This window comes from Sphingomonas sp. NFR15 (assembly GCF_900103265.1).
Lineage (GTDB): Bacteria > Pseudomonadota > Alphaproteobacteria > Sphingomonadales > Sphingomonadaceae > Sphingomonas > Sphingomonas pollutisoli.
The window spans coordinates 394627-413771 of record NZ_FMWX01000001.1 but is presented as its reverse complement, the minus strand read 5'-3'; the positions used below and the strand labels follow the sequence as shown (position 1 = coordinate 413771).

General features: G+C 69.7%; 20 protein-coding genes, 1 tRNA gene and 2 riboswitches. Of the genes, 17 read left to right on the top strand and 4 right to left on the bottom strand.

Annotation, left to right across the window (positions count from 1 at the left end; genetic code table 11):
- Nucleotides 1-10 precede the first annotated feature (10 nt).
- From BLS81_RS01885 to BLS81_RS01875, 3 genes are all read left to right on the top strand, one after another.
- Entirely contained in the window at nt 11-259 is a 249-nt protein-coding gene (locus tag BLS81_RS01885; protein WP_093219991.1) for a hypothetical protein, read from the top strand.
- 76 nt (nt 260-335) lie between these two features.
- A tRNA-Pro gene (locus BLS81_RS01880) sits at nt 336-412 on the top strand.
- Between the two features lie 74 nt (nt 413-486).
- Complete coding sequence (locus BLS81_RS01875; RefSeq protein ID WP_143023267.1) at nt 487-1701, top strand: carboxylate--amine ligase; 1215 nt, start codon at nt 487-489, stop codon at nt 1699-1701.
- Here the strand turns inward: BLS81_RS01875 and BLS81_RS01870 are convergent.
- Complete coding sequence (locus tag BLS81_RS01870) at nt 1685-2284, bottom strand: arsenate reductase/protein-tyrosine-phosphatase family protein (RefSeq protein ID WP_093221706.1); 600 nt, start codon at nt 2282-2284, stop codon at nt 1685-1687. The two genes, BLS81_RS01875 and BLS81_RS01870, sit on opposite strands and share 17 nt — an antisense overlap.
- A gap of 92 nt (nt 2285-2376) precedes the next feature.
- Here BLS81_RS01870 and BLS81_RS01865 point away from each other — a divergent pair, with 92 nt between their 5' ends.
- Entirely contained in the window at nt 2377-3354 is a 978-nt protein-coding gene (locus BLS81_RS01865; protein ID WP_093219986.1) for a polysaccharide deacetylase family protein, read from the top strand.
- On the opposite strand, the gene BLS81_RS01860 is transcribed toward BLS81_RS01865, so the two are convergent.
- Nucleotides 3341-3547: a hypervirulence associated TUDOR domain-containing protein gene (locus BLS81_RS01860; protein ID WP_093219984.1), complete on the bottom strand. Its 207-nt coding sequence runs from the start codon at nt 3545-3547 to the stop codon at nt 3341-3343. The genes BLS81_RS01865 and BLS81_RS01860 overlap by 14 nt on opposite strands.
- A gap of 119 nt (nt 3548-3666) precedes the next feature.
- Nucleotides 3667-3896: riboswitch (cobalamin riboswitch) on the top strand.
- Nucleotides 3897-4118: 222 nt separating this feature from the next.
- Between BLS81_RS01860 and BLS81_RS01855 the strand changes: the two genes are divergently transcribed.
- A complete protein-coding gene (locus BLS81_RS01855) occupies nt 4119-6026 on the top strand; it encodes a TonB-dependent receptor plug domain-containing protein (RefSeq protein WP_093219981.1) in 1908 nt (635 codons plus the stop codon).
- Nucleotides 6026-6634 (top strand): cob(I)yrinic acid a,c-diamide adenosyltransferase, encoded by a 609-nt coding sequence (gene cobO, locus BLS81_RS01850; protein ID WP_093219979.1) that lies wholly within the window; start codon nt 6026-6028, stop codon nt 6632-6634. Before BLS81_RS01855 ends, cobO begins: the two co-directional genes overlap by 1 nt.
- Nucleotides 6635-6675: 41 nt before the next feature.
- Here cobO and BLS81_RS01845 read toward each other — a convergent pair whose 3' ends face one another.
- Entirely contained in the window at nt 6676-7488 is an 813-nt protein-coding gene (locus tag BLS81_RS01845; RefSeq protein ID WP_093219976.1) for an ABC transporter substrate-binding protein, read from the bottom strand.
- A gap of 74 nt (nt 7489-7562) precedes the next feature.
- On the opposite strand from BLS81_RS01845, the gene BLS81_RS01840 reads away from it, so the two are divergent.
- The 11 genes from BLS81_RS01840 to BLS81_RS01790 all read left to right on the top strand — a co-directional run bounded on the left by BLS81_RS01840 (nt 7563) and on the right by BLS81_RS01790 (nt 17337).
- A complete protein-coding gene (locus tag BLS81_RS01840) occupies nt 7563-8567 on the top strand; it encodes a FecCD family ABC transporter permease (protein ID WP_093219974.1) in 1005 nt (334 codons plus the stop codon).
- On the top strand, nt 8561-9334 hold the full coding sequence (locus BLS81_RS01835; RefSeq protein ID WP_093219971.1) for an ABC transporter ATP-binding protein: 774 nt from the start codon (nt 8561-8563) through the stop codon (nt 9332-9334). The genes BLS81_RS01840 and BLS81_RS01835 overlap by 7 nt, the downstream gene beginning before the upstream one ends.
- A 20-nt stretch (nt 9335-9354) precedes the next feature.
- Nucleotides 9355-9544: riboswitch (cobalamin riboswitch) on the top strand.
- A 177-nt stretch (nt 9545-9721) separates the two neighbouring features.
- The gene (locus tag BLS81_RS01830) at nt 9722-10129 is read left to right on the top strand and encodes a DUF1636 domain-containing protein (RefSeq protein WP_093219969.1); all 408 of its coding nucleotides are present in this window, start codon (nt 9722-9724) and stop codon (nt 10127-10129) included.
- A complete protein-coding gene (gene cobT / locus BLS81_RS01825) occupies nt 10126-11139 on the top strand; it encodes a nicotinate-nucleotide--dimethylbenzimidazole phosphoribosyltransferase (RefSeq protein ID WP_093219966.1) in 1014 nt (337 codons plus the stop codon). Before BLS81_RS01830 ends, cobT begins: the two co-directional genes overlap by 4 nt.
- Nucleotides 11136-11705 (top strand): histidine phosphatase family protein, encoded by a 570-nt coding sequence (locus BLS81_RS01820; RefSeq protein ID WP_093219964.1) that lies wholly within the window; start codon nt 11136-11138, stop codon nt 11703-11705. Before cobT ends, BLS81_RS01820 begins: the two co-directional genes overlap by 4 nt.
- On the top strand, nt 11702-12403 hold the full coding sequence (locus BLS81_RS01815; protein ID WP_093221704.1) for an adenosylcobinamide-GDP ribazoletransferase: 702 nt from the start codon (nt 11702-11704) through the stop codon (nt 12401-12403). The genes BLS81_RS01820 and BLS81_RS01815 overlap by 4 nt, the downstream gene beginning before the upstream one ends.
- On the top strand, nt 12400-13383 hold the full coding sequence (locus BLS81_RS01810; protein WP_256326023.1) for an aminotransferase class I/II-fold pyridoxal phosphate-dependent enzyme: 984 nt from the start codon (nt 12400-12402) through the stop codon (nt 13381-13383). The genes BLS81_RS01815 and BLS81_RS01810 overlap by 4 nt, the downstream gene beginning before the upstream one ends.
- Nucleotides 13376-14311 (top strand): adenosylcobinamide-phosphate synthase CbiB, encoded by a 936-nt coding sequence (gene cbiB / locus BLS81_RS01805; RefSeq protein ID WP_093221702.1) that lies wholly within the window; start codon nt 13376-13378, stop codon nt 14309-14311. The genes BLS81_RS01810 and cbiB overlap by 8 nt, the downstream gene beginning before the upstream one ends.
- Nucleotides 14299-15756: a cobyric acid synthase gene (locus BLS81_RS01800; protein ID WP_093219959.1), complete on the top strand. Its 1458-nt coding sequence runs from the start codon at nt 14299-14301 to the stop codon at nt 15754-15756. Before cbiB ends, BLS81_RS01800 begins: the two co-directional genes overlap by 13 nt.
- Nucleotides 15753-16259 carry a bifunctional adenosylcobinamide kinase/adenosylcobinamide-phosphate guanylyltransferase gene (cobU, locus tag BLS81_RS01795; RefSeq protein WP_093219956.1) on the top strand — a complete coding sequence of 169 codons (507 nt, stop codon included), beginning with the start codon at nt 15753-15755 and terminating at the stop codon, nt 16257-16259. Before BLS81_RS01800 ends, cobU begins: the two co-directional genes overlap by 4 nt.
- 61 nt (nt 16260-16320) lie before the next feature.
- On the top strand, nt 16321-17337 hold the full coding sequence (locus BLS81_RS01790; RefSeq protein WP_093219953.1) for an LLM class flavin-dependent oxidoreductase: 1017 nt from the start codon (nt 16321-16323) through the stop codon (nt 17335-17337).
- Nucleotides 17338-17369: 32 nt separating this feature from the next.
- Here BLS81_RS01790 and BLS81_RS01785 read toward each other — a convergent pair whose 3' ends face one another.
- Nucleotides 17370-19103: a DUF885 domain-containing protein gene (locus BLS81_RS01785; RefSeq protein ID WP_093219951.1), complete on the bottom strand. Its 1734-nt coding sequence runs from the start codon at nt 19101-19103 to the stop codon at nt 17370-17372.
- Nucleotides 19104-19145: the final 42 nt, after the last annotated feature.

The window sequence follows — 19145 nt, the reverse complement described above, 5'->3', positions numbered from 1 at the left end:
GAGCCGAGTGATGAGCGACGACCGCGTGACCGACACCCCGCACACGACGATCATTGAGCGCCGCGGCAGCGGCGCGACATGGCTGATCGCGATCGTCCTGGCCGTCGGGCTGGTGATCGGTGCGATGTTCCTGACGAACAAGAGCCGCAACGACACGATCCGCACCGATGCCGTCTCGGGCGCCGCGAAGGATATCGGCGACAGCGCCAAGAAGGTCGGCGATTCGGCGGCGCGCACCGCCGACAGCGCCGCGCAGTAACCGGCTGGCCGGAGGCGTTCGCGAGTGAACGCTTGCGCTTCGGGAACGGCTTCGCCTAAAGGGGCGCCTCTCGCGTCGGGGAGTGGCGCAGTCTGGTAGCGCGCCTGCTTTGGGAGCAGGATGTCGCAGGTTCGAATCCTGTCTCCCCGACCATGACCGGCCACCCAGCCGTGGCCGTGCCAACGTCCGCTTGCCAAGCCTGCGAACCGGCGGCAGGGTCGCCCGCGATGAGCCGCCCGTATCCTCTCCCGCCCGCGATCGTCCTGGGGGTGGATACCGCGATCGGGCTGACCGTCGTGCGCGAGCTGGGGCGGTTCGGTGTCCCGGGGGTCGCGATCGGGCGATCGGCATATTCGGTCGGGGGCGCATCCCGCTATTGCACGCGGTTCGTGTCGCGCCCGCGAGATCGCGCGCCGGCGGACTGGCTGCCCGATCTCATCGCGGAGACCGGCGCCGCCGCGCTGTTCGCGATCAGCGAGGGCGATCTGCTCGATCTGTCGCACCTGCCCGAGCGGATCGGCTCGTGCCGCGTGCTCACGCCGCGCAAGGCGAAGCTCGACATCGTGCTGGACAAGCTGAAGACGCTGGAAGCCGCCCGCGCAGTCGGCATCCTCACGCCCGAAAGCTGGCAACCGCAACCCAGCGAACCACTGGCCGAGCGCGCGGCGGCGCTCGCCTATCCGGTGGTGCTGAAATGGGGCGACCCGCCCGCGATGTTCGCACGGCTCGACGCCGCCGGCATCGCGTTCGAGAAGGCGGAATATGCACGCACGCCGGACGAGCTGCTCGGACGGCTCGCGCGCTACGAAGCGCTTGGGGCATATCCGCTCGTGCAGACCTGGGTCGGCGGCTACGGCTTCGGCCAGATGCTGATGATGGCGGACGGCGTGGCGCGGCTGCGCTTCCAGCATCGGCGCGTGCGGGAGTTCCCCGCTAGCGGCGGCGTATCCACCCTGTGCGCGACGGTGCCGGCCGATCAGCACCGCGAACAAATGGCCAAATCCGAGGCGTTGCTCACCGCGATCGGCTGGGAGGGGCCGGCGATGGTCGAATATCGCCACGATCCCGCGACGGGCCGCTATTGGCTGATGGAGATCAACGGGCGCTTCTGGGGGAGCCTGCCGCTCGCCAGCCAGGCGGGCGCGTATTTCGCGTGGGAGCAATATCGCCATGCCGTGCTCGGCGAACCCGCCGACGCGCGCATCGCCTATCGTCCGCGCCGCGCGCGCTACGCGATCCCGGACACCAAGCGGCTCGTCCAGATCGTGCGCGATCCCGATATCGCCGGTGCGGGACGACCGCCGTTCAGCCGCTCGCGCGAGGCGGCATCGTACCTCGCCGAGTTCCTCAATCCGCGTACCGGCTATTACATATGGTCATGGTCCGATCCCAAGCCGCTGCTGCGCGACGTGGCGGGCGTTCTCGCTAAGCTGAAGCGGTAGGGTGCTCAGCGCGAACGGCGCCGGGCGAAGATGCCGCCGCGATCGCGCCCGGGAAGGCGGCGGCCAGAACCGGCATCGCGGTCGCGATCCGTTCCAGGCAGAGGCGCGTATAGGCGTCGCCGAGTTGATAGGGGTCGTGCAGATGCGGCGTCGCGGGTCGTGTGTAGAGGCCGAGCAGGGTACGCGGCGCCGCCGCCAGCGCCGGATCGGCGGCGAGCCTGCGCAGATGGCGGGTCTCCATCGCGAGCAGCAGATCGCCCTCGGCGGGCGCGTAATCCTGGGCACGCAGCGATCGGTGCGCGCCCAGATCATGCCCCATCGCCGCCGCCGCCGCGCAGACGGGGGGATGCGCGGGCTTGCCGGTCTCGGTCGACAGCCCGAACGACGCGGCGTGGAGGCCGTGGGCGCGTGCCAGCACGTCGGCGAAGGCGCTGCGGCAGATGTTGCCGTGGCATACGAACACCAGCCGCCGGATCGCGCGCCGGTCGGGTAGCGACACCCCGCCGTCGCCGGTGACGAGCTCGGCACGCGTCAGCGCAAGCCTGATCAGCCCGCGAAACGTGCCATAACGAGAGTCGATCATGTCCATATCAGCTCGGCCGATACTGGCGAGGCGTTAAGGAGCGCATAAGCGCACACGCGATGTTAACGCCGTGCTGGCATCGGTGCGGCGCCATGGCCGAAGTCCTCGTCACGATCGACACCGAATTGTCCTCGCGCCTGCACCGCCATGGCGCAAGCCTTGGCGAAAATCTCGCACGCTCGATCGCCGGCAAGGCCGGTGACGCCGCTTACGGCGTCGGCTGGCAGATGGACATGCTGGAGCGCGCCGGTTTGAAAGCCGTGTTCTTCGTCGATCCGATGCCCGCGCTCGCGCACGGCTCCGATTTCCTCGCGCCGATGATCGCCCCCATGCTCGCACGCGGCCATGAGGTGCAATTGCATAGTCATACCGAGTGGCTCGAATGGGCGTCGCATGCGCCGGTCGGCGGACGCGCGCGCAACATCGGTGATTTCGATCTGGCCGAGCAGATCACGGTGCTGACGCTCGCCCGCGACCTGCTGACCAGCGCCGGTGCGCCGCGCCCGACCGCGTTCCGTGCGGGAAATTATGGCGCGGATGATCGCACCATCGCCGCGCTGGCGACTCTGGGCATCAGGTGGGACAGCAGCGTCAATATCGGCTGCCCCGACGATAGCTGCCGCGTCAGCCGCAAGACGCACGCGCCCGTCGATCTCGGCGGTGTGGTCGAACTGCCGGTATCGGGTCTGCTCGACCGGCCGGGGCATTTCCGCCCGGCGCAGATTTGCGCGCTGTCGGGCTGGGAGATGCGCGCGGCTTTGCGTCACGCGGCGGCGGGCGAAGCGCCGTTCGTCATCGTGACGCACAGTTTCGAGATGCTCTCACGCGACCGCGAACGCCCCAACCGAATGGTGATGCGTCGCTTTCGCGCGATGTGCGAAGAGATCGCGCGCCATCCCGGCTTGCAGAGCGTTGGGTTTCGCGACCTCGATCCGGCCGAAGTACTGGCGCGGTCGCGGGCGGAGCGGCCGTTGCTCGCCGCCAACCGGGTTCGCACCGCCGGGCGAATGGTGGAACAGGCGATCGCGACGGCGCTGTACGAGCGTCCGGCCCGGCCTAGTCGCGCCTGAGCGCCTCGGCCTTGTGCGCGGCCTGCTTGCCGCTCTCGGTTTCGACGATGAACTGTGGCGCGTCCTTGCTGGCGGCGACCTTGTGGCCCTTGATCGTGGTTTCGGTGGTCTGCTTCTTCACCACCGTGCCGTGCGCGGTGCCGCCGTGGCTCTTCCACGAAACCTTGTCGCCTTTCTTCAGATGAATCGCCATCGTGTCGCTCCTTGCTGCCGGTAAGACGGGGCAGGCGGGGTTCGGTTCCGTGCGCCGCGATTCCGGTTGGCGACACGGGCGATCTGTCCTAAGCGCCGCGGCGGGGGGCTTGGTGACGAGCCGCCCAAGATCGCGTCGGTGCCCCGAAAGGGGCTGAAAACGGGAATATGGTGCGGGCTCTAGCGGCCCAAATCCATAGCTGTCCCTGCAACTGTGAGCGGCGAGCGCGATGCACGGGTCCGGTCCATCCGGGCGGCCACTGGGGGATGCGGCAAAGCATCCGCTGGGAAGGCGTGCATCAAGCCCAGACCCGTGAGCCAGGAGACCTGCCGGCGTCGTGGTCGCTCTTGCCAAGGTCCAGGAACAGGCCGTGGCACGGTCCTCCGTCTGAGCGACGAACGGGTTCCGGCGAAGCGACACTCCGCCGGATGCCCGAACCCTGCGGCGGGGCCGCAAGGGTCGCGTGGCGTCAGGCGTCGATCGGCGTCCGTCTGTGTGGCACGCGATCGGTCGTCCGCGCGCGGACGGCTCGCCCCAGCCGCGTCTTCGCTCGACGCCCGGCGGTAGGACGATGAAGAATACGATGATTGCAATGGCCGCGCTGACGGTTGCCACACCGGCCCTCGCGCAGCCCACGGCGGACGACACCAGCGCAGGGACCGCGACCGACACCGTCGTGGTGACCGCCGCGCGCGGCACCGGCGGGATTTCGACGGCGACGCTCGGCGCTTCGGCGACGGTGCTGTCGGCGGAGGATCTCGCCGATCGCCAGACCGTGATCGTCTCGGACGTGCTGCGCGATGTGCCCGGCGTGTCGGTCAACCGCACGGGCGGGGTCGGCGGTATCACCCAGGTGCGCATCCGCGGCGCGGAGAGCAACCACACGCTCGTGCTGATCGACGGCATCGAGGCCGCTGATCCCTATTACGGCGAATATGATTTCGCCTCGCTGCTCGCCGATCCCGGCGCGCGGGTCGAGGTGCTGCGCGGCGAGCAGAGCGCGCTCTACGGATCGGACGCGATCGGCGGGGTCATCAACTATATCACCGCGACCGGGCGCGAGATGCCGGGCTTCGCCGGAAATATCGAGGCGGGATCGTTCAACACCGTCAACGGCGCGGTGCGGGGCGCCGGGACGGTCGGCGATGTCGACTATGCGGTCGGCGGCTCCTATTCGGGGATCGGCGGCTATGTCGTCGCGCCGGAGGGCTCGCGGCCGATCGGTTCGAAGATCGGCACGGTCAACGGCAAGTTCGGCTATCGCTCGGGCGGCTTCGCGCTGCGGGGCGTGGTGCGCTACACGCATACCGACGCCGACGTGAACGATCAGGACTATGCGCTCACCGGCAACGCGATCGATTCGGGCGGCAGCTATTTGAACGACGCCGTCTATGCCTTGGTCGGCGCGCATTACGACACCGCCGATGGGCGCTGGAGCAACGATCTCAGCGCGCAACTGCAGGATTCGCGGCGCCGCTATTTGGACGACACCGGCGCCGAGACGACCGGCGACACCGGACGGCGCAAAAAGGTGTCGTTCGTCTCCGCGCTCAAACTTGGCGACGACAGGGTCAGCCACGTCATCACCGGCGCGGTCGATTACGAGCATGAGTCCTATCGTGGCACCTCGGCGTTCATCACCGGCAGCAACCCGTTCAACAGCACCGAAAATTGGGGGCTGGTCGGCCAGTATCAGCTCACCATCGACGGGCGCCTCGGGCTGGGTGGGGCGGTGCGCCATGACATCAACCAGCGGTTTCGCGACGCGACGACCTGGCATCTGCAAGCGAGCTACCGCTTCGACAGCGGCACGCGCCTCCACGCGGCGGGCGGCACCGGCGTCAAGGCGCCGGTGTTCTCCGAACTGTTCGGCTATGCGCCGACCAGCGGCTTCGTCGGCAATCCCAACCTCAAGCCCGAGGAATCGACCGGCTGGGAGGCAGGCGTCGAGCAGGCGTTCCTCGGCGGCCACGGCCGGATCGACGTGACCTATTTCGATTCGGTGCTGCGCCACAAGATCGTCAGCACCTTCTCGCCCGTCTATACCGTCATCAACGCGACCGGATCGTCGCCGCATCGCGGCGTCGAGGTATCGGCCAATTTCGACCTGCCGGCGGGGTTCCGGTTCGACGGCAGCTACACCTATCTCGACGCGCATGACGAAGCCGATGTCACGCTGATCCGCCGCCCGTCGCACATCGGCAGCGCCAATCTCGCGTGGCGCGCGAAGACCGATCGCTACGGCGCGAACGTGACGGTGCGCTACAATGGCGAAGCCCGCGACTCCAACTTCGCCACCTTCGCGACCGAGACGTTGAAGGCCTATACGCTCGTCAACATCGGCGCCGACGTGACGATCGCGCGCGGCCTTTCGCTGTTCGGTCGCGTCGAGAACCTGCTCGACACCGACTACCGCGAAAACGTCGGCTTCCGCAGCCCCGGTCGTGCCGGCTACGGCGGCATCAAGGCGCGGATCTGATGCGCGCGCGCACCGAGGCCGAGCACGCCGACAAGATGCGCAAGCGCCAGGCCGCGCACGACAAGATCGTTGCCGCCAAGACGATCGAGAAGGGGCTCGTCATCGTCCACACCGGCACCGGCAAGGGCAAGACCACCGCTGCGCTCGGCATGGTGGTGCGCGCGATCGGGCACGGTCAGAAGGTGGGCGTGGTCCAGTTCGTCAAGGGCGCGATGACCACCGGCGAGAAAGCGGTGTTCGATCGCTTCCCCGATCTTGTCGCGTTCAAGCCGATGGGCGAAGGCTTCACCTGGGACACGCAGGACCGCGCGCGCGACATCGCCGTCGCGCGCACCGCCTGGGAAGAGGTGAAGCGCATGATGGCCGATCCGAGCTATGCGATGGTGGTCGCGGACGAACTCAATATCGTGCTGCGCTACGACTATCTTCCGGTCGAGGAGGTGCTGGCGGCGCTCGCGGCCAAGCCGGCGATGACGCACGTCGTCATTACCGGCCGCAACGCGCCGCAGCCACTGATCGACGTGGCGGACCTCGTCACCGAGATGACCCTGGTCAAACACCCGTTCCGCGAGCAGGGCGTCAAGGCGCAGGCGGGGGTGGAGTTTTGACCCGTCCGTTCGTGTCGAGCGACGCCGGGACGGATCGAGGTTCAGCGGGTGGCGGCGATCTGCCGCGCGAGGCTCTGCGCGGCCAACACATAGGCCGGGCCGCCGCATACGGTCCACGCTTCGGGCAGGCGCAGGCGCGGGATGCGGTCGAGGATCGGGTGGTGGAGCATCTCGGTGCCCTGGTCGACGACGCGCTCGGCGCCGGTCTCGACGATGAGATAATCCGGCTTCGCGGCGATCATCTCTTCGAGCGAGACCTGCGACAGCGCGGGCTTGCCGAGCTTGGCGGCAAGGTTGGTCAGTCCGACGCGCGTCATGATGTCGTCGACCAGCGTACCGGTGCCGGTCATGTATCCGCGCCGCTGGTAATAGGCCGCGACCGGATGGCCGGGGGCGCGCGGCAAGGCGGCAAGCTCGCGGTTCATCCGCGCGATCAGCGCTTCCCCACGCGCCGGATGCCCGACCGCGCGCGCGATCTGGCGGATCTGCGCGACGATATCGGCATAGCTGTTCGCCCACGCGAGATCGACCACCGGATACCGGTGCGGCGCGAGCACCGCCGCCATGCCGCCTTGCGGGGAGGGCGCGCCGACGATCAGATCGGGGCCGATCGCAAGAATTTCCTCGGCGGACTGCCCGAGGATGTGCAACCCGTGCGTCCGCGCCGCCACCGCCGACATCTCCGCGTCGGGCGCGTTGCGCGTCAGCCCAGCGATCTGGCCGCGATCAGCGAGTTCGACCAGCAACTGATCGGCACACAGGTTGAGCGAGACGATCCGGCGCGGCGGGTGCGCCGGCGGCGCGGCTGCCGTCAGTCCGAGCGCGAGCAGGATCGGCAGGAGGCGGCGTGTCATTGCCTTGCCAATACGCTAACAGTCCGCCGGTACAAGCGCCGCGCAAACGTTGCCGCGATCCAGGCGGGCAGACGATGACCACCCATCCGTGTGGCCGGCGGTCGGCTCTGATCGGCGGCCTCGTCGTCCTGATGATCGTCGCGAGCATCGCCTCGCTCGCGCTGGGAACGGTCCCGCTTGCCCCGGGGCGCGTGCTCGCGGCGCTCGGCGGGCACGGTGATGCGGTCGCCAGCGCGATCGTGCTCGAACTGCGTTTGCCGCGCACCATCCTCGGTCTGGCCGTCGGCGCCATGCTCGGATTGGCTGGGGCTGCGCTCCAGGGCTATCTGCGCAACCCGCTCGCCGAGCCTTCGGTGCTCGGTGCGTCCAACGCGGCGGCGCTTGGCGCCGTTGCCGCGATCTATTTCGGCCTGGCGGACCTGCACCCGGTGGTTCTGCCGGTGCTGGCGATCGCGGCCGGCCTCGTGTCGCTGGTGCTGCTGTTCGCGATCGCGGGGCGCTCGGAAAGCCCGCTCACGCTGATCCTCGCCGGCATCGCCGTCTCGACGCTCGCCGGGGCGGCGATCAGCCTCGCACTCAACCTCTCGCCCAATCCGTTCGCGGCGATGGAGATCATGACGTGGCTGCTCGGCAGCCTCGAGAACCGCTCGTTCCAGCATGTCTGGATCGCGCTGCCGTGCATCGCCGCCGGCAGCGCGTTGCTGCTGTTCGACGCGCGCGCGCTCGATGCGCTCACGCTGGGCGAGGATGGCGCGCGGGCGCTCGGGGCCGATCTGCGCGCGACGCGCCTGCGGCTGTTGCTTGGCGTCGCGATCGGCGTGGGCGGCGCGGTCGCGGTGTCGGGATCGATCGGGTTCGTCGGGCTGATCGTGCCGCATCTGGTGCGTCCGCTGACCGACCGCAGCCCCTCGGCGATCCTGCTGCCGTCGGCGCTGGCCGGCGCGGTGCTGCTGACCTGCGCGGATATCGGCGTGCGGCTGATCCCGGCGACCAGCGAGTTGAAGCTCGGCGTGGTTACGGCGTTCCTCGGCGTGCCGGTGTTCCTCGCCTATCTGATCCGCGAGCGACGGCTATGGTGACGATCGCGCTCGACCATGTCGGCGTGGTGCTCGGGCGGCGACCCGTCGTGCGCGACGTGCGCGCGGTGCTGGCTCCCGGCACTTTGGTGGGGATTATCGGGCCCAACGGCGCGGGCAAATCGACGTTGCTGCGCGCGATACTCGGGCTGGTTCCGGCGGCCGGGAACGTGCGCATCGATGATGTTCCGCTCGCCAGCATGGCGCGCGGCGCGGTCGCGCGGACGCTCGCCTATCTGCCGCAAGGGCAGACGCTGCATTGGCCGCTCACAGTCGAACGGCTCGTCGCGCTGGGCCGCCTGCCGCACCTCGCGCCCATGTCGCGGGTCGGCGAGGCGGATGCGGCGGCGGTGGCGCGGGCGCTGGAGCGCGCCGGCGTCTCGGACCTGCGCGACCGTATCGCCACCGAGCTGTCGGGCGGCGAGCGCGCACGCGTCCTGCTCGCCCGCGCGCTCGCGGTCGAGGCCCCCGCGCTGCTCGCCGACGAGCCGCTCGCGTCGCTCGATCCCGGCCACCAGATCGACGTGATGGAACTGCTCCGCGCCGAGGCGAACGGCGGCGCGCTGGTCGTGACGGTGCTGCACGATTTGACGATGGCGGCGCGCTATTGCGACCGTCTGCTGCTGATGGATGCCGGCGCGATTGTCGCCGACGGCGCCCCGCTCGACGTGCTCACCCCCGAGCGGCTGCGCGCGGTGTACGGGATCACCGCCGCCATAGAACGGCATGGCGGAACCACCACGATCGTGCCGGTCGCGCGCGCATATTGACGCGCCGCGCCGGCGCGATTACCCCGCCACCTGCGACAGGTTCCCCGGCGACGGGGATGAAAAGGGAACGGGAAAACCCCGGCTGCCCCTGCAACTGTAAGCGGCGAGCCACCGCGCCACAGGCCATTGGGAGCGTAAGCCCCCGAGAAGGCGGCGCGGAACGGCATTGACCCGCGAGCCAGGAGACCTGCCCGTCGCGGTCGTCCTTCGTGCGGACAGGGTGTGCCGGGCGGACGGGGGTGAACCCGAGAGGCGACATGGTTGGACCGCGGTTCGCGGTGCGCCGTGTCGTGGACATGGCGCACCGCGCGCGGCCCGTGTCGTGGGTGCCGGTGCTATGTCGCAATTTGTCGTTGTTCGTTCGTGCCTCTGCGCGGTGGGCGTCTGATGCTCAGGCGAGTCGAAGATGGTCCGGCGGTGGTTGCGTGCAACACCTGCCGCCACGCCACCGATGTGCGCGAGGATGCGGCGGGCGTGCGCGGCGGCGCGCGGCTGGTCGCCGCGCTGCATGCGGTACAGGCGTCGGACGCGCGCTATCAGGCGGTCTCCGTGCAGCAAATGCCCTGCCTGTTCGCCTGCACCGAGTTCTGCACCGTCCACCTGCGCGCACCCGACAAGGTCGGCTATGTGCTTGGCCGCTTCACGCCGGACGCCGAGGCCGCACGCGCGATCCTCGACTATGCGGTCGAATATGCCGCGAGCGAGCATGGCCGCGTGCCCTTCGCGCGCTGGCCGCAGGGGGTGAAGGGGCATTTCATCACGCGCACCCCGCCGGCCGGGTTCGTCGCGGAATGACCTTCGCGACGCTTCAAGATTTCGAGACGGCGCTGGCGGCGCCGATCACGCCCGACGCGGACGCGATTGGAGAGGCGCGTGCGCGGCAGGCGCAACTCACCAAGCCCCCCGGCTCGCTCGGGCGGCTCGAAGACATCGCGGTGTTCTTCGCCGGATGGCAGCGCCGCGCGCGGCCACGCATCGACCGCGCCCGCGCCGTCGTGTTCGCGGGCAATCACGGTGTCGTCGCGCACGGCATCAGCGCCTTCCCGCCAGCGGTCACCGCGCAGATGGTCGCAAATTTCGAACACGGCGGCGCGGCGATCAACGCGCTCGCACGCGCGGCGGGGCTCGACCTCAAGGTGGTCGCGCTCGATCTCGATCGGCCGACTGCCGACTTCACGGCCGCGCCGGCAATGAGCGAGGCGGAATGCCTCGCCGCGCTTTCCGCCGGCGCCGCGAGCGTAGAGCCGGGACTCGACCTGCTCGTGCTGGGCGAGATGGGGATCGGCAACACCACCGCCGCCGCCGCGCTATGCGCGCGCGCGCTCGGCGGCAGCGGGACCGACTGGGTCGGACCAGGCACGGGGGTTGATGGCGCTGGCGTCGTGCGCAAGGTCGCCGTGGTGGACAGCGCGCTGGCGTTTCATGCCGGTGCGCCGATGACCGCGTTCGAGACGTTGCGCCGGGTCGGCGGACGCGAAATCGCCGCGATCGCGGGCGCCGTGTTGCGCGCGCGGCACCTGCGCGTGCCAGTGCTGCTCGACGGGTTCATCTGTTGTTCGGCGGTGGCACCGCTCGCGGCCGCGGCGCCCGCGTCGATCGCGCATTGTCTCGCGGGGCATTGCTCGCTCGAGCCGGGGCACGGGCGGGTGCTCGCCGCGCTTGGGTTGGAGCCGATCCTCCGCCTCGACATGCGGCTTGGCGAGGCGAGCGGCGCGGCGGTGGCGGCCACGATCGTCCGCGCGGCCATCGCCGCGCACGACGAGATGGCAACCTTCGCCGAGGCCGGCGTATCCGGCGCGGGATGACGCCGTTCGTCCTCCACCTGCTCCGCCACGGCGCGCCCGAGCGGGCCGGGCTGCTGATCGGGCGAAGCGATGTCGCGCCCACGCCCGACGGCATCCGTGCGTGCCGCGATCAGGCCAGCGATCTGGATGTGGCGGGGGTGGTAAGTTCCGACCTCGCGCGTGCCCGGCTTGCGGCGCGGGCGATCGGCGATGATCTCGGCGTGCCCGTCGTGGTCGACCCGCGCTGGCGCGAGCTCGATTTCGGCGCGTGGGACGGACTCGCGACCAGCGCGATCGATCCGGCTGCGCTCAGCCGCTTCTGGGACGACCCCGACGCTGCCCCGCCGCCGGGCGGCGAGCGCTGGTCGGCGCTGCTGGCGCGGGTCGGGGCGGCGATCGCGGCGTTGCCGCCGCGCGCGACTCTGGTCGTCACGCATGGCGGCGCGATGCGTGCGGCGCTCGCGCTGCTCTGCGGGTTCGGGACGCGCCAGCTATGGGCGTTCGACCTTCCGTATGCGGCAATGCTCAGCCTCAAGATATGGCCGGGCACGCCGCGCACCGCTCAAATCCTGGCGCTGCGGGCGTGACCGGGTTGCTGCTCGCCATCCAGTTCCTCACGCGGCTGCCGACGCCAGCGGTTGCCGCCAACGAAACCGCGTTTGCCGCGTCGATCCGCTGGTTCCCGCTGGTCGGGCTGCTGATCGGCGCGCTGGTCGCGGGTGTCGGTTGGGTGGGGCGGGGCGATGCGTGGATCGGCGCGTTGGCCGCGCTCGCGGTGTGGATCGGCGTGACCGGGGCGCTCCACCTCGACGGCCTTGCTGATCTCGCCGATGCGCGCGGCGCGGCGCATGGTGATCGCGCGCGGCTGCTTGCGGTTCTTGCCGATCCGCATGTCGGCAGCTTCGGCGTGGTCGCGCTGGTGCTGCAGATCATCGCCAAGCTGGTGCTGCTGCATACCCTGATCGGTGCGGGACAGTGGGGGCCGCTCGTGCTGATTCCTTTCGCGGCGCGGCTTGGGCCGCTGGTGTGGACTCGCTGGCTGCCGCCGCTGCACGCCGGGCTGGCTTCGCGGTTCCGCACGGCGGTGCGGCGCATCGACATCGTGGTGTGGACGGCGGTTCTGGCGGGGGCGGGGCTGGTGTGGGTCGGGGTGCTGGTCACACCCGTGTTGCTGCTCGGATGGGCGCGATACCTGCGGCGCGCGCTCGGCGGGATTTCGGGCGACGGCCATGGCGCCGGGATCGAACTGGTCGAGACCGCCCTGCTGTTGGCGGCAACGCTGTGAGCTGGACGCGGCACGGCGGCCGGCTCGCCGAGGCGCGGGCAACATATGGCGAGGGCGCGGCGCCGTGGCTCGACCTGTCGACCGGCATCAACCCGCATGCCTGGCCGGGCATCGGCGGAGTGGCGATCGACTGGGCGCGGCTGCCGGACGAAGGTGAGCTGCGCGCGCTCGAGGCGGCCGCTGCAGCCTATTTCGGCGTGGGTGAGGGGCACGTCGCAGCGCTGCCGGGCACCGAGATCGGACTGAGGATGGTCGGGCCGATGCTTGCCGGCCCGGTACGATACCTCGCCCCGACCTACCGCACCCACGGCGAGATGGTCGCGGGAAGTGTCGCTGCGGCTTCGCTTGCCGAGGTTCGGGACGGCACGCTGATCCTCGCCAACCCCAACAATCCCGACGGCCGCCTGCTTTCGCCACACGATCTGCTCGCGACGCATGATTGTTTGCGCGTACGCGGCGGTTGGCTGGTGGTCGACGAAGCCTTCGCCGACGCGGCCGTGACGAAAGCGCCGATCAGCGTCGCGGCGCATGTCGCCGACGATGCTCGGCTGATCGTGTTCCGGTCGTTCGGCAAGTTCTTCGGGCTGGCCGGAGTGCGGCTCGGCTTCGTGATCGCGCCCGCGCCGGTGATCGCGCAGGTGCGTGCGCGGATCGGTGCGTGGCCCGTCTCGGCCGCCGCGATCGCGATCGGCACCGCTGCCTATCGCGATGCCGGCTGGATCGCGACGATGCGCGAACGGCTTGTGCAGGGTGCTGCCGATCTCGATGCGATGCTGGTGCGGCGCCGCCTCGCGCCGATCGGAGCATGTTCGCTGTTCCGGCTGGTCGATGTGCCCGATGCTGGCGCCACGTTTGCGCGGCTCGCGCGCCGGGCGATCCTGACGCGGCCGTTCGATTATGATCCGCATTGGCTTCGCATCGGCCTACCGGGAAGCGCTGCCGCGCTCGAGCGGCTCGAACAGGCGCTGGCGGATGGCTGAGCCGGTCGCGCTGGTCGCGCTTGCGGTCGAGGCGGCGGTCGGCTGGCCGGCGGCGGTGTACGCGCGGGTCGGCCATCCGGTCGGCGCGTTCGCGGCGATCATCGCGGCGGGGGAGGCTGCGTGGAACCGCCCGTTCTGGCCCTTCGCGGCGCGTCGTGCGGCCGGCGTGCTCGTCATGCTGGGGCTCATCGCGATCGTGGGCGGGGGCGCGTTCGCGCTCCAGCGCGCGGCCGCGCTGACCGGCGCGTGGGGCTGGCTGGTCTGCGCGCTGCTGGCTGCGCCGGGGCTCGCCCAGCGTAGCCTGTTCGATCATGTCCGCGCGGTGCAGATCGCGCTGCGCAACGACGATCTCGATGCGGCCCGCCGGGCGGTCGCGATGATCGTCGGGCGCGATACGCACGCGCTCGACACCGCCGGCGTGGCGCGCGCCGCGATCGAGAGCCTCGCCGAAAGCTTTTGCGATGGCGTCGCCGCGCCGCTGTTCTGGTTGCTCGTCGCCGGACTGCCCGGTTTGTGGGTGTATAAGGCGATCAACACCGCCGACAGCCTGATCGGGCACCGCGAGCCGCGCTGGCGCGCGTTCGGCTGGGCGGCGGCGCACACCGACGATGTGCTCAACCTGGTCCCCGCCCGGCTCGCCGGCATGCTGCTGTGCAGCGTCGGCGCGCGCGGCTGGCGGATATTGTGGCGCGACGCCGGCAAGCATGCGTCGCCCAACGCCGGATGGACCGAGGCGGCGATGGCCGGCGCGCTTGGCCTGAGCCTCGCCGGACCGGTCGCCTACGACACCGTGATGGCTCTCAAGCCCTGGATCGGCGCCGGGCGCCGCGACGCCGACGCGCGCGACATCGGCCGCGCGCTCGCACTGTACGTCCGCGCGTGTCTTGCGCTGTGGCTGATCGCCGGAGGGATCGCATGGCTTCTGTGATGTTCCAGGGCACGGGCTCGGATGTCGGCAAGTCGGTGCTGGTCGCGGGCGTGTGCCGGGCACTTACCAACCGCGGTTTGCGCGTGCGGCCGTTCAAGCCGCAGAACATGTCGAACAACGCCGCGGTCACGGTCGATGGCGGCGAGATCGGCCGCGCGCAGGCGCTCCAGGCGCTCGCCTGCCGGGTCGAACCGCATACCGACATGAACCCGGTGCTGCTCAAGCCCCAGGCCGATCGCACGTCGCAGTTGATCGTCCACGGGCGGGTGACCGGCACGATCGGCGGGGGCAACTTCCGCGCGGCGCGCGGGGCGCTGCTCGGCGCGGTGACGGCGAGCTACCATCGCCTGCGTGCCGCGTGCGACATCGTCGTGGTCGAGGGCGCCGGCTCGCCCGCCGAGATCAACCTGCGTGCCGGCGACATCGCCAACATGGGCTTCGCGCGCGCCGTCGCCGTCCCGGTGGTGCTGATCGGCGACATCGATCGCGGCGGGGTGATCGCCGCGATCGTCGGCACGCGCGCGGTGATCGATCCCGCCGACGCGGCGATGATCCGCGGCTTCATTATTAACAAGTTTCGCGGCGATCCCGCGCTGTTCGAGGATGGCTATCGCCAGATCGAGGCCTTGGTTGGATGGCGCGGGTTCGGTGTGGTGCCGTGGCTCGCTGCCACCGCGCGGCTGCCGAGCGAGGATGCGGTCGTTCTCGAACAGGCCACTGCCCGCGCTTCCGGCAAGCCCCTCGTCGCGTGCCCGATCCTGCCGCGAATCTCGAACTTCGACGATCTCGATCCGCTCAAGCTTGAGCCCGCGATCGACCTGCTGATGGTGCCCCCCGGCACGCCGATCCCGGCCGAGACCACGCTTGTCATCCTGCCGGGATCGAAGACGACGATCGCCGATCTCGCCGCGCTGCGTCGCGAAGGGTGGGACATCGACATCCTCGCGCATCACCGGCGCGGTGGCGCGGTGTTGGGGCTGTGCGGCGGCTATCAGATGCTCGGCCGCCGCATTCGCGATCCGCACGGGATCGAAGGCCCGGCGGGCGAAGCGGCGGGGCTCGGGCTGCTCGACATCGAGACGGTGCTGACGCGCGAGAAGGCGCTCCGCCCGGTGCACGGCCACGCGCTCGGCGCGCCCTTCCACGGCTATGAGATGCACATGGGCGAGACGCACGGCGCTGACGCCGCCCGCGCGTTCGCGCGCTTCGACGATGGCCGCACCGACGGCGCCGTCAGCGCGGACGGTCGCGTGATGGGCAGCTATGTCCACGGTCTGCTCGCCGATCCGCAGCAACGCGCGGCGCTGCTCGCCCGGCTTGGCGCGAAGGCGAGCGGGCGCGATTATCACGCCAGCGTCGATGCCGCGCTCGACGAGATCGCCGCCGAACTGGAACGCCACCTCGATATCGACGCGATCCTCGCGCTGGCGGGGGAGGCGGCATGACCACGCTGTTCGTGATCGGCGGCGCCCGCTCAGGCAAGAGCCGCTATGCGCAGGCGCGTGCCGAGGCGCTGCCGGGCGAGCTGGTGTACATCGCCACCGCCCAGGCGTTTGACGCCGAAATGGCGGATCGCATCGCGCGCCACCGCGCCGACCGCGACACGCGGTGGCGGACGGTCGAGGCGCCGGTCGCGCTGCCCGAGGCGATCGTCGCGAACAGCGCGTCCGGCTGCGTGCTGCTGGTAGATTGCCTGACCTTGTGGACCTCGAACCTTCTGCTGGGCGAGCACGACATCGACGCCGCGGGCGCCGCGCTGGAACGCGCCGTCATCACAGCACCCGGCCCGGTGATCCTCGTCGCCAACGAGGTCGGGCTGGGGATCGTCCCGGACAATGCGCTCGCGCGCCGCTTCCGCGACCATGCCGGGCTGCTCAACCAGCGGATCGCCGCCGCCGTCGGTGCGGTCGTTCTCGTCACCGCAGGGTTGCCGTTATCGCTCAAATAGCGGGGTTGCGCCGGCGCGCGCGAGGGGCGACCTGATGCGCGACACGCAAGGACATTCGTCAATGAAGAGCATTGGTTTTCTGTCGTTCGGCCACTGGTCGCCGTCCGCGCAATCGGCGACACGCTCGGCCTCGGACGTACTGCTGCAATCGATCGACCTCGCCGTCGCGGCGGAGGAACTCGGGGCCGACGGCGCCTATTTCCGCGTCCACCACTTCGCGCAACAGCTCGCGTCGCCGTTCCCGCTGCTCGCCGCGGTCGGCGCCAAGACCAGCCGGATCGAGATCGGCACCGGCGTGATCGACATGCGCTACGAGAACCCGTTCTATATGATCGAGGATGCCGGCTCGGCCGATCTGATCTCGCGCGGGCGGCTCCAGCTCGGGATCAGCCGTGGCTCGCCCGAGCAGGTGATCGAGGGCTGGCGGCATTTCGGCTATGCCCCCGCCGAGGGCGAGAGCGATGCCGACATGGGCCGCCGCCACGCCGAGGTGTTCCTCGATCTGCTCGACGGCAAGGGCTTCGCCAAGCCCAACCCGCGCCCGATGTTTCCCAACCCGCCGGGGCTGCTCCGGCTCGAACCGCATGCGCCCGGCTTGCGGCGGCGAATCTGGTGGGGGTCTGGCGCCAACGCCACCGCGCTCTGGGCGGCGCAACACGGCATGAACCTGCAAAGCTCGACGCTCAAGGCCGACGAAAGCGGCGAACCGTTCCACGTCCAGCAGGCGAAACAAATCCGCCTGTACCGCGAGGCGTGGAAGGCGGCGGGGCATGACTGGGCGCCGCGCGTCTCGGTGTCACGCTCGATCTTCGCGCTGGTGAACGATCGCGACCGCGCCTATTTCGGACGGGGCGACAGCAGCGATCAGATCGGCATCATCGATAACATGCGCGCGGTGTTCGGCCGCTCTTACGCCGCGGAGCCTGACGCGCTCGTCAAGCAACTCCGCGAGGACGAGGCGATCGCCGAGGCCGATACGCTGCTGCTGACGGTGCCCAATCAACTCGGCGTCGATTACAACGCGCACGTGCTCGACGCCGTCCTGACCCACGTCGCACCAGCACTTGGCTGGCGCTGAGCTTCGGGCGGCTCACGCCGCCCGAGCGCGCCTCAGAACACCGCCTTGCCGTCGCCGCCGAGCATCGCCTTGCGCACGAGCGGAATCGGCGGCCCGCCGAAGCTGAGGAAGGTGTCGTGGAACGCCTTCCAGCCGGCGCGGCCGCCGTGGTTCGCAGTCCAGTCGTCGCGCAACCGGCGGATCATCAGCTTGCCCATCGTGTAGTTGAGATACGCCGGATCGTAGGTGCCGCGCGCGGACTGCTGCCGCGCATTGCCTTCGTCCTGATAGCATTGCTCTACGAACATTTTCCGCGACTGTTCCTGCGTCATCCCGCGCGCGTGCAGACCGATCGCCGAGAGGAACCGGCAGTCGCGGAGCAAGGCGTTGGAAAGCTCGCCGATGTGCGTTTCGGGATCGCCTTTGTGGAGGCCCGCGTCCCACATCATTTCCTCGGCATAATGCGCCCAGCCTTCGGCGAAGGCGTAGCCGACGAACAGCCGCCCGAACACCGAAGGCGAATGGTTGGCGTGGCGGAACTGGAGGAAATGGCCGGGCATCACCTCATGCACGGTGGTGAACAGCAGGTCGTTCTTGCCCGGAATGAAATCGAGCTGGACCTGCCTGCTCCACGAAGGATCGGGCGGCGAGATGTAATAGACCGACGGGATGCCCTTCTCGAACGGTCCCGGCGGATCGATGTACGCCGAGTTCTGCCGGTTGTAGGGCGGGCTTTCCTCGACCAGCGCCTGTTCATTGTCGGGAATCGAGACGATGTTGTGGGTCAGCACGAACGCGCGCAGCTCGGGGATCTGCTTGCGCGCTTCGGCAACGGGATCGTTGTTGGCGGGCTTGTCGGCGTTGGCCTTGGTCATGCAGGCGGGCACGGTCGCACCCGGCGCAAAATCCGCGCACGCGGCGACGAGCGCCTTGCGGTTGCGGTCCAGATCGGACTTGCCTGCGGCCTCCAGCGTTTCCAGCGGCACGTCGACGCCTTCGGTCATGCTGAGCATGCGCGAGAAACGATCGGCGCCGAGCGCGAAGTCCTGCGTCGCCGCCGGGCGCTGGCTCTGAAGCCACGCGGCAAGGTCGTTCATCGCCTTGGTGGCGGCCGCCGATGCCTGCGCATATTCATCCTGCGACGCGGGGCTTTTCACGCCCGCGAACGCCTTCTTCGCGTCGTTGCTGTAATAGTCCGCGAAGCCTTTGAAGGCCGCGACGCCGAAATCGATATAGCTCGCCGGCATCGGCGTCTTGAGGTTGGCGCGGATGTTGGCGGCGGCCTGCGGGATCTTGTGGAGGAATTTGGTCATCGCGCGCATCCGCGTTGCCGGATCGGCATAGGTGCGGGCGATATAGACGTTGGGGTCGAGCCCGCTGTTGACGTACCACGCCGGATTGCGGTGCGGCTGGTCGGCATCCTCGAGCCAGAACAGCTTGCCCTGCGCGACGGTGACCAGATAGTCGCGCTCGAACGCGGCCTGCTTGTCGAGTTTGGCGGGATCGAACGCCTTCGCCTTGGCCACCGCGTCGCGCAGGAAGTCGCCTTGCCGCTTCAGCCCCGCCGCGCTCCAGTCGCCGAGGCCACCATCGAAATCATGGCGTCCCTGATAGACCGCGTCGGCGGGCGAGACCTTGAACCAGCCCTCGATGAACGCATCGCGAAACGCGGGCCAGTTTCCGGTCGGCAGCGGCGCGAGCGTGGTCGTGGCGGATGGGGCGGGGGACTTTGTGGTGCATCCCGCGAGCGCGAGGGCGGCGGCGCTGGCCAGCCAGATGGTACGCATAGGCACTCCGATTCGATCTGCGCGAATGCTGGCAGCTTGCAC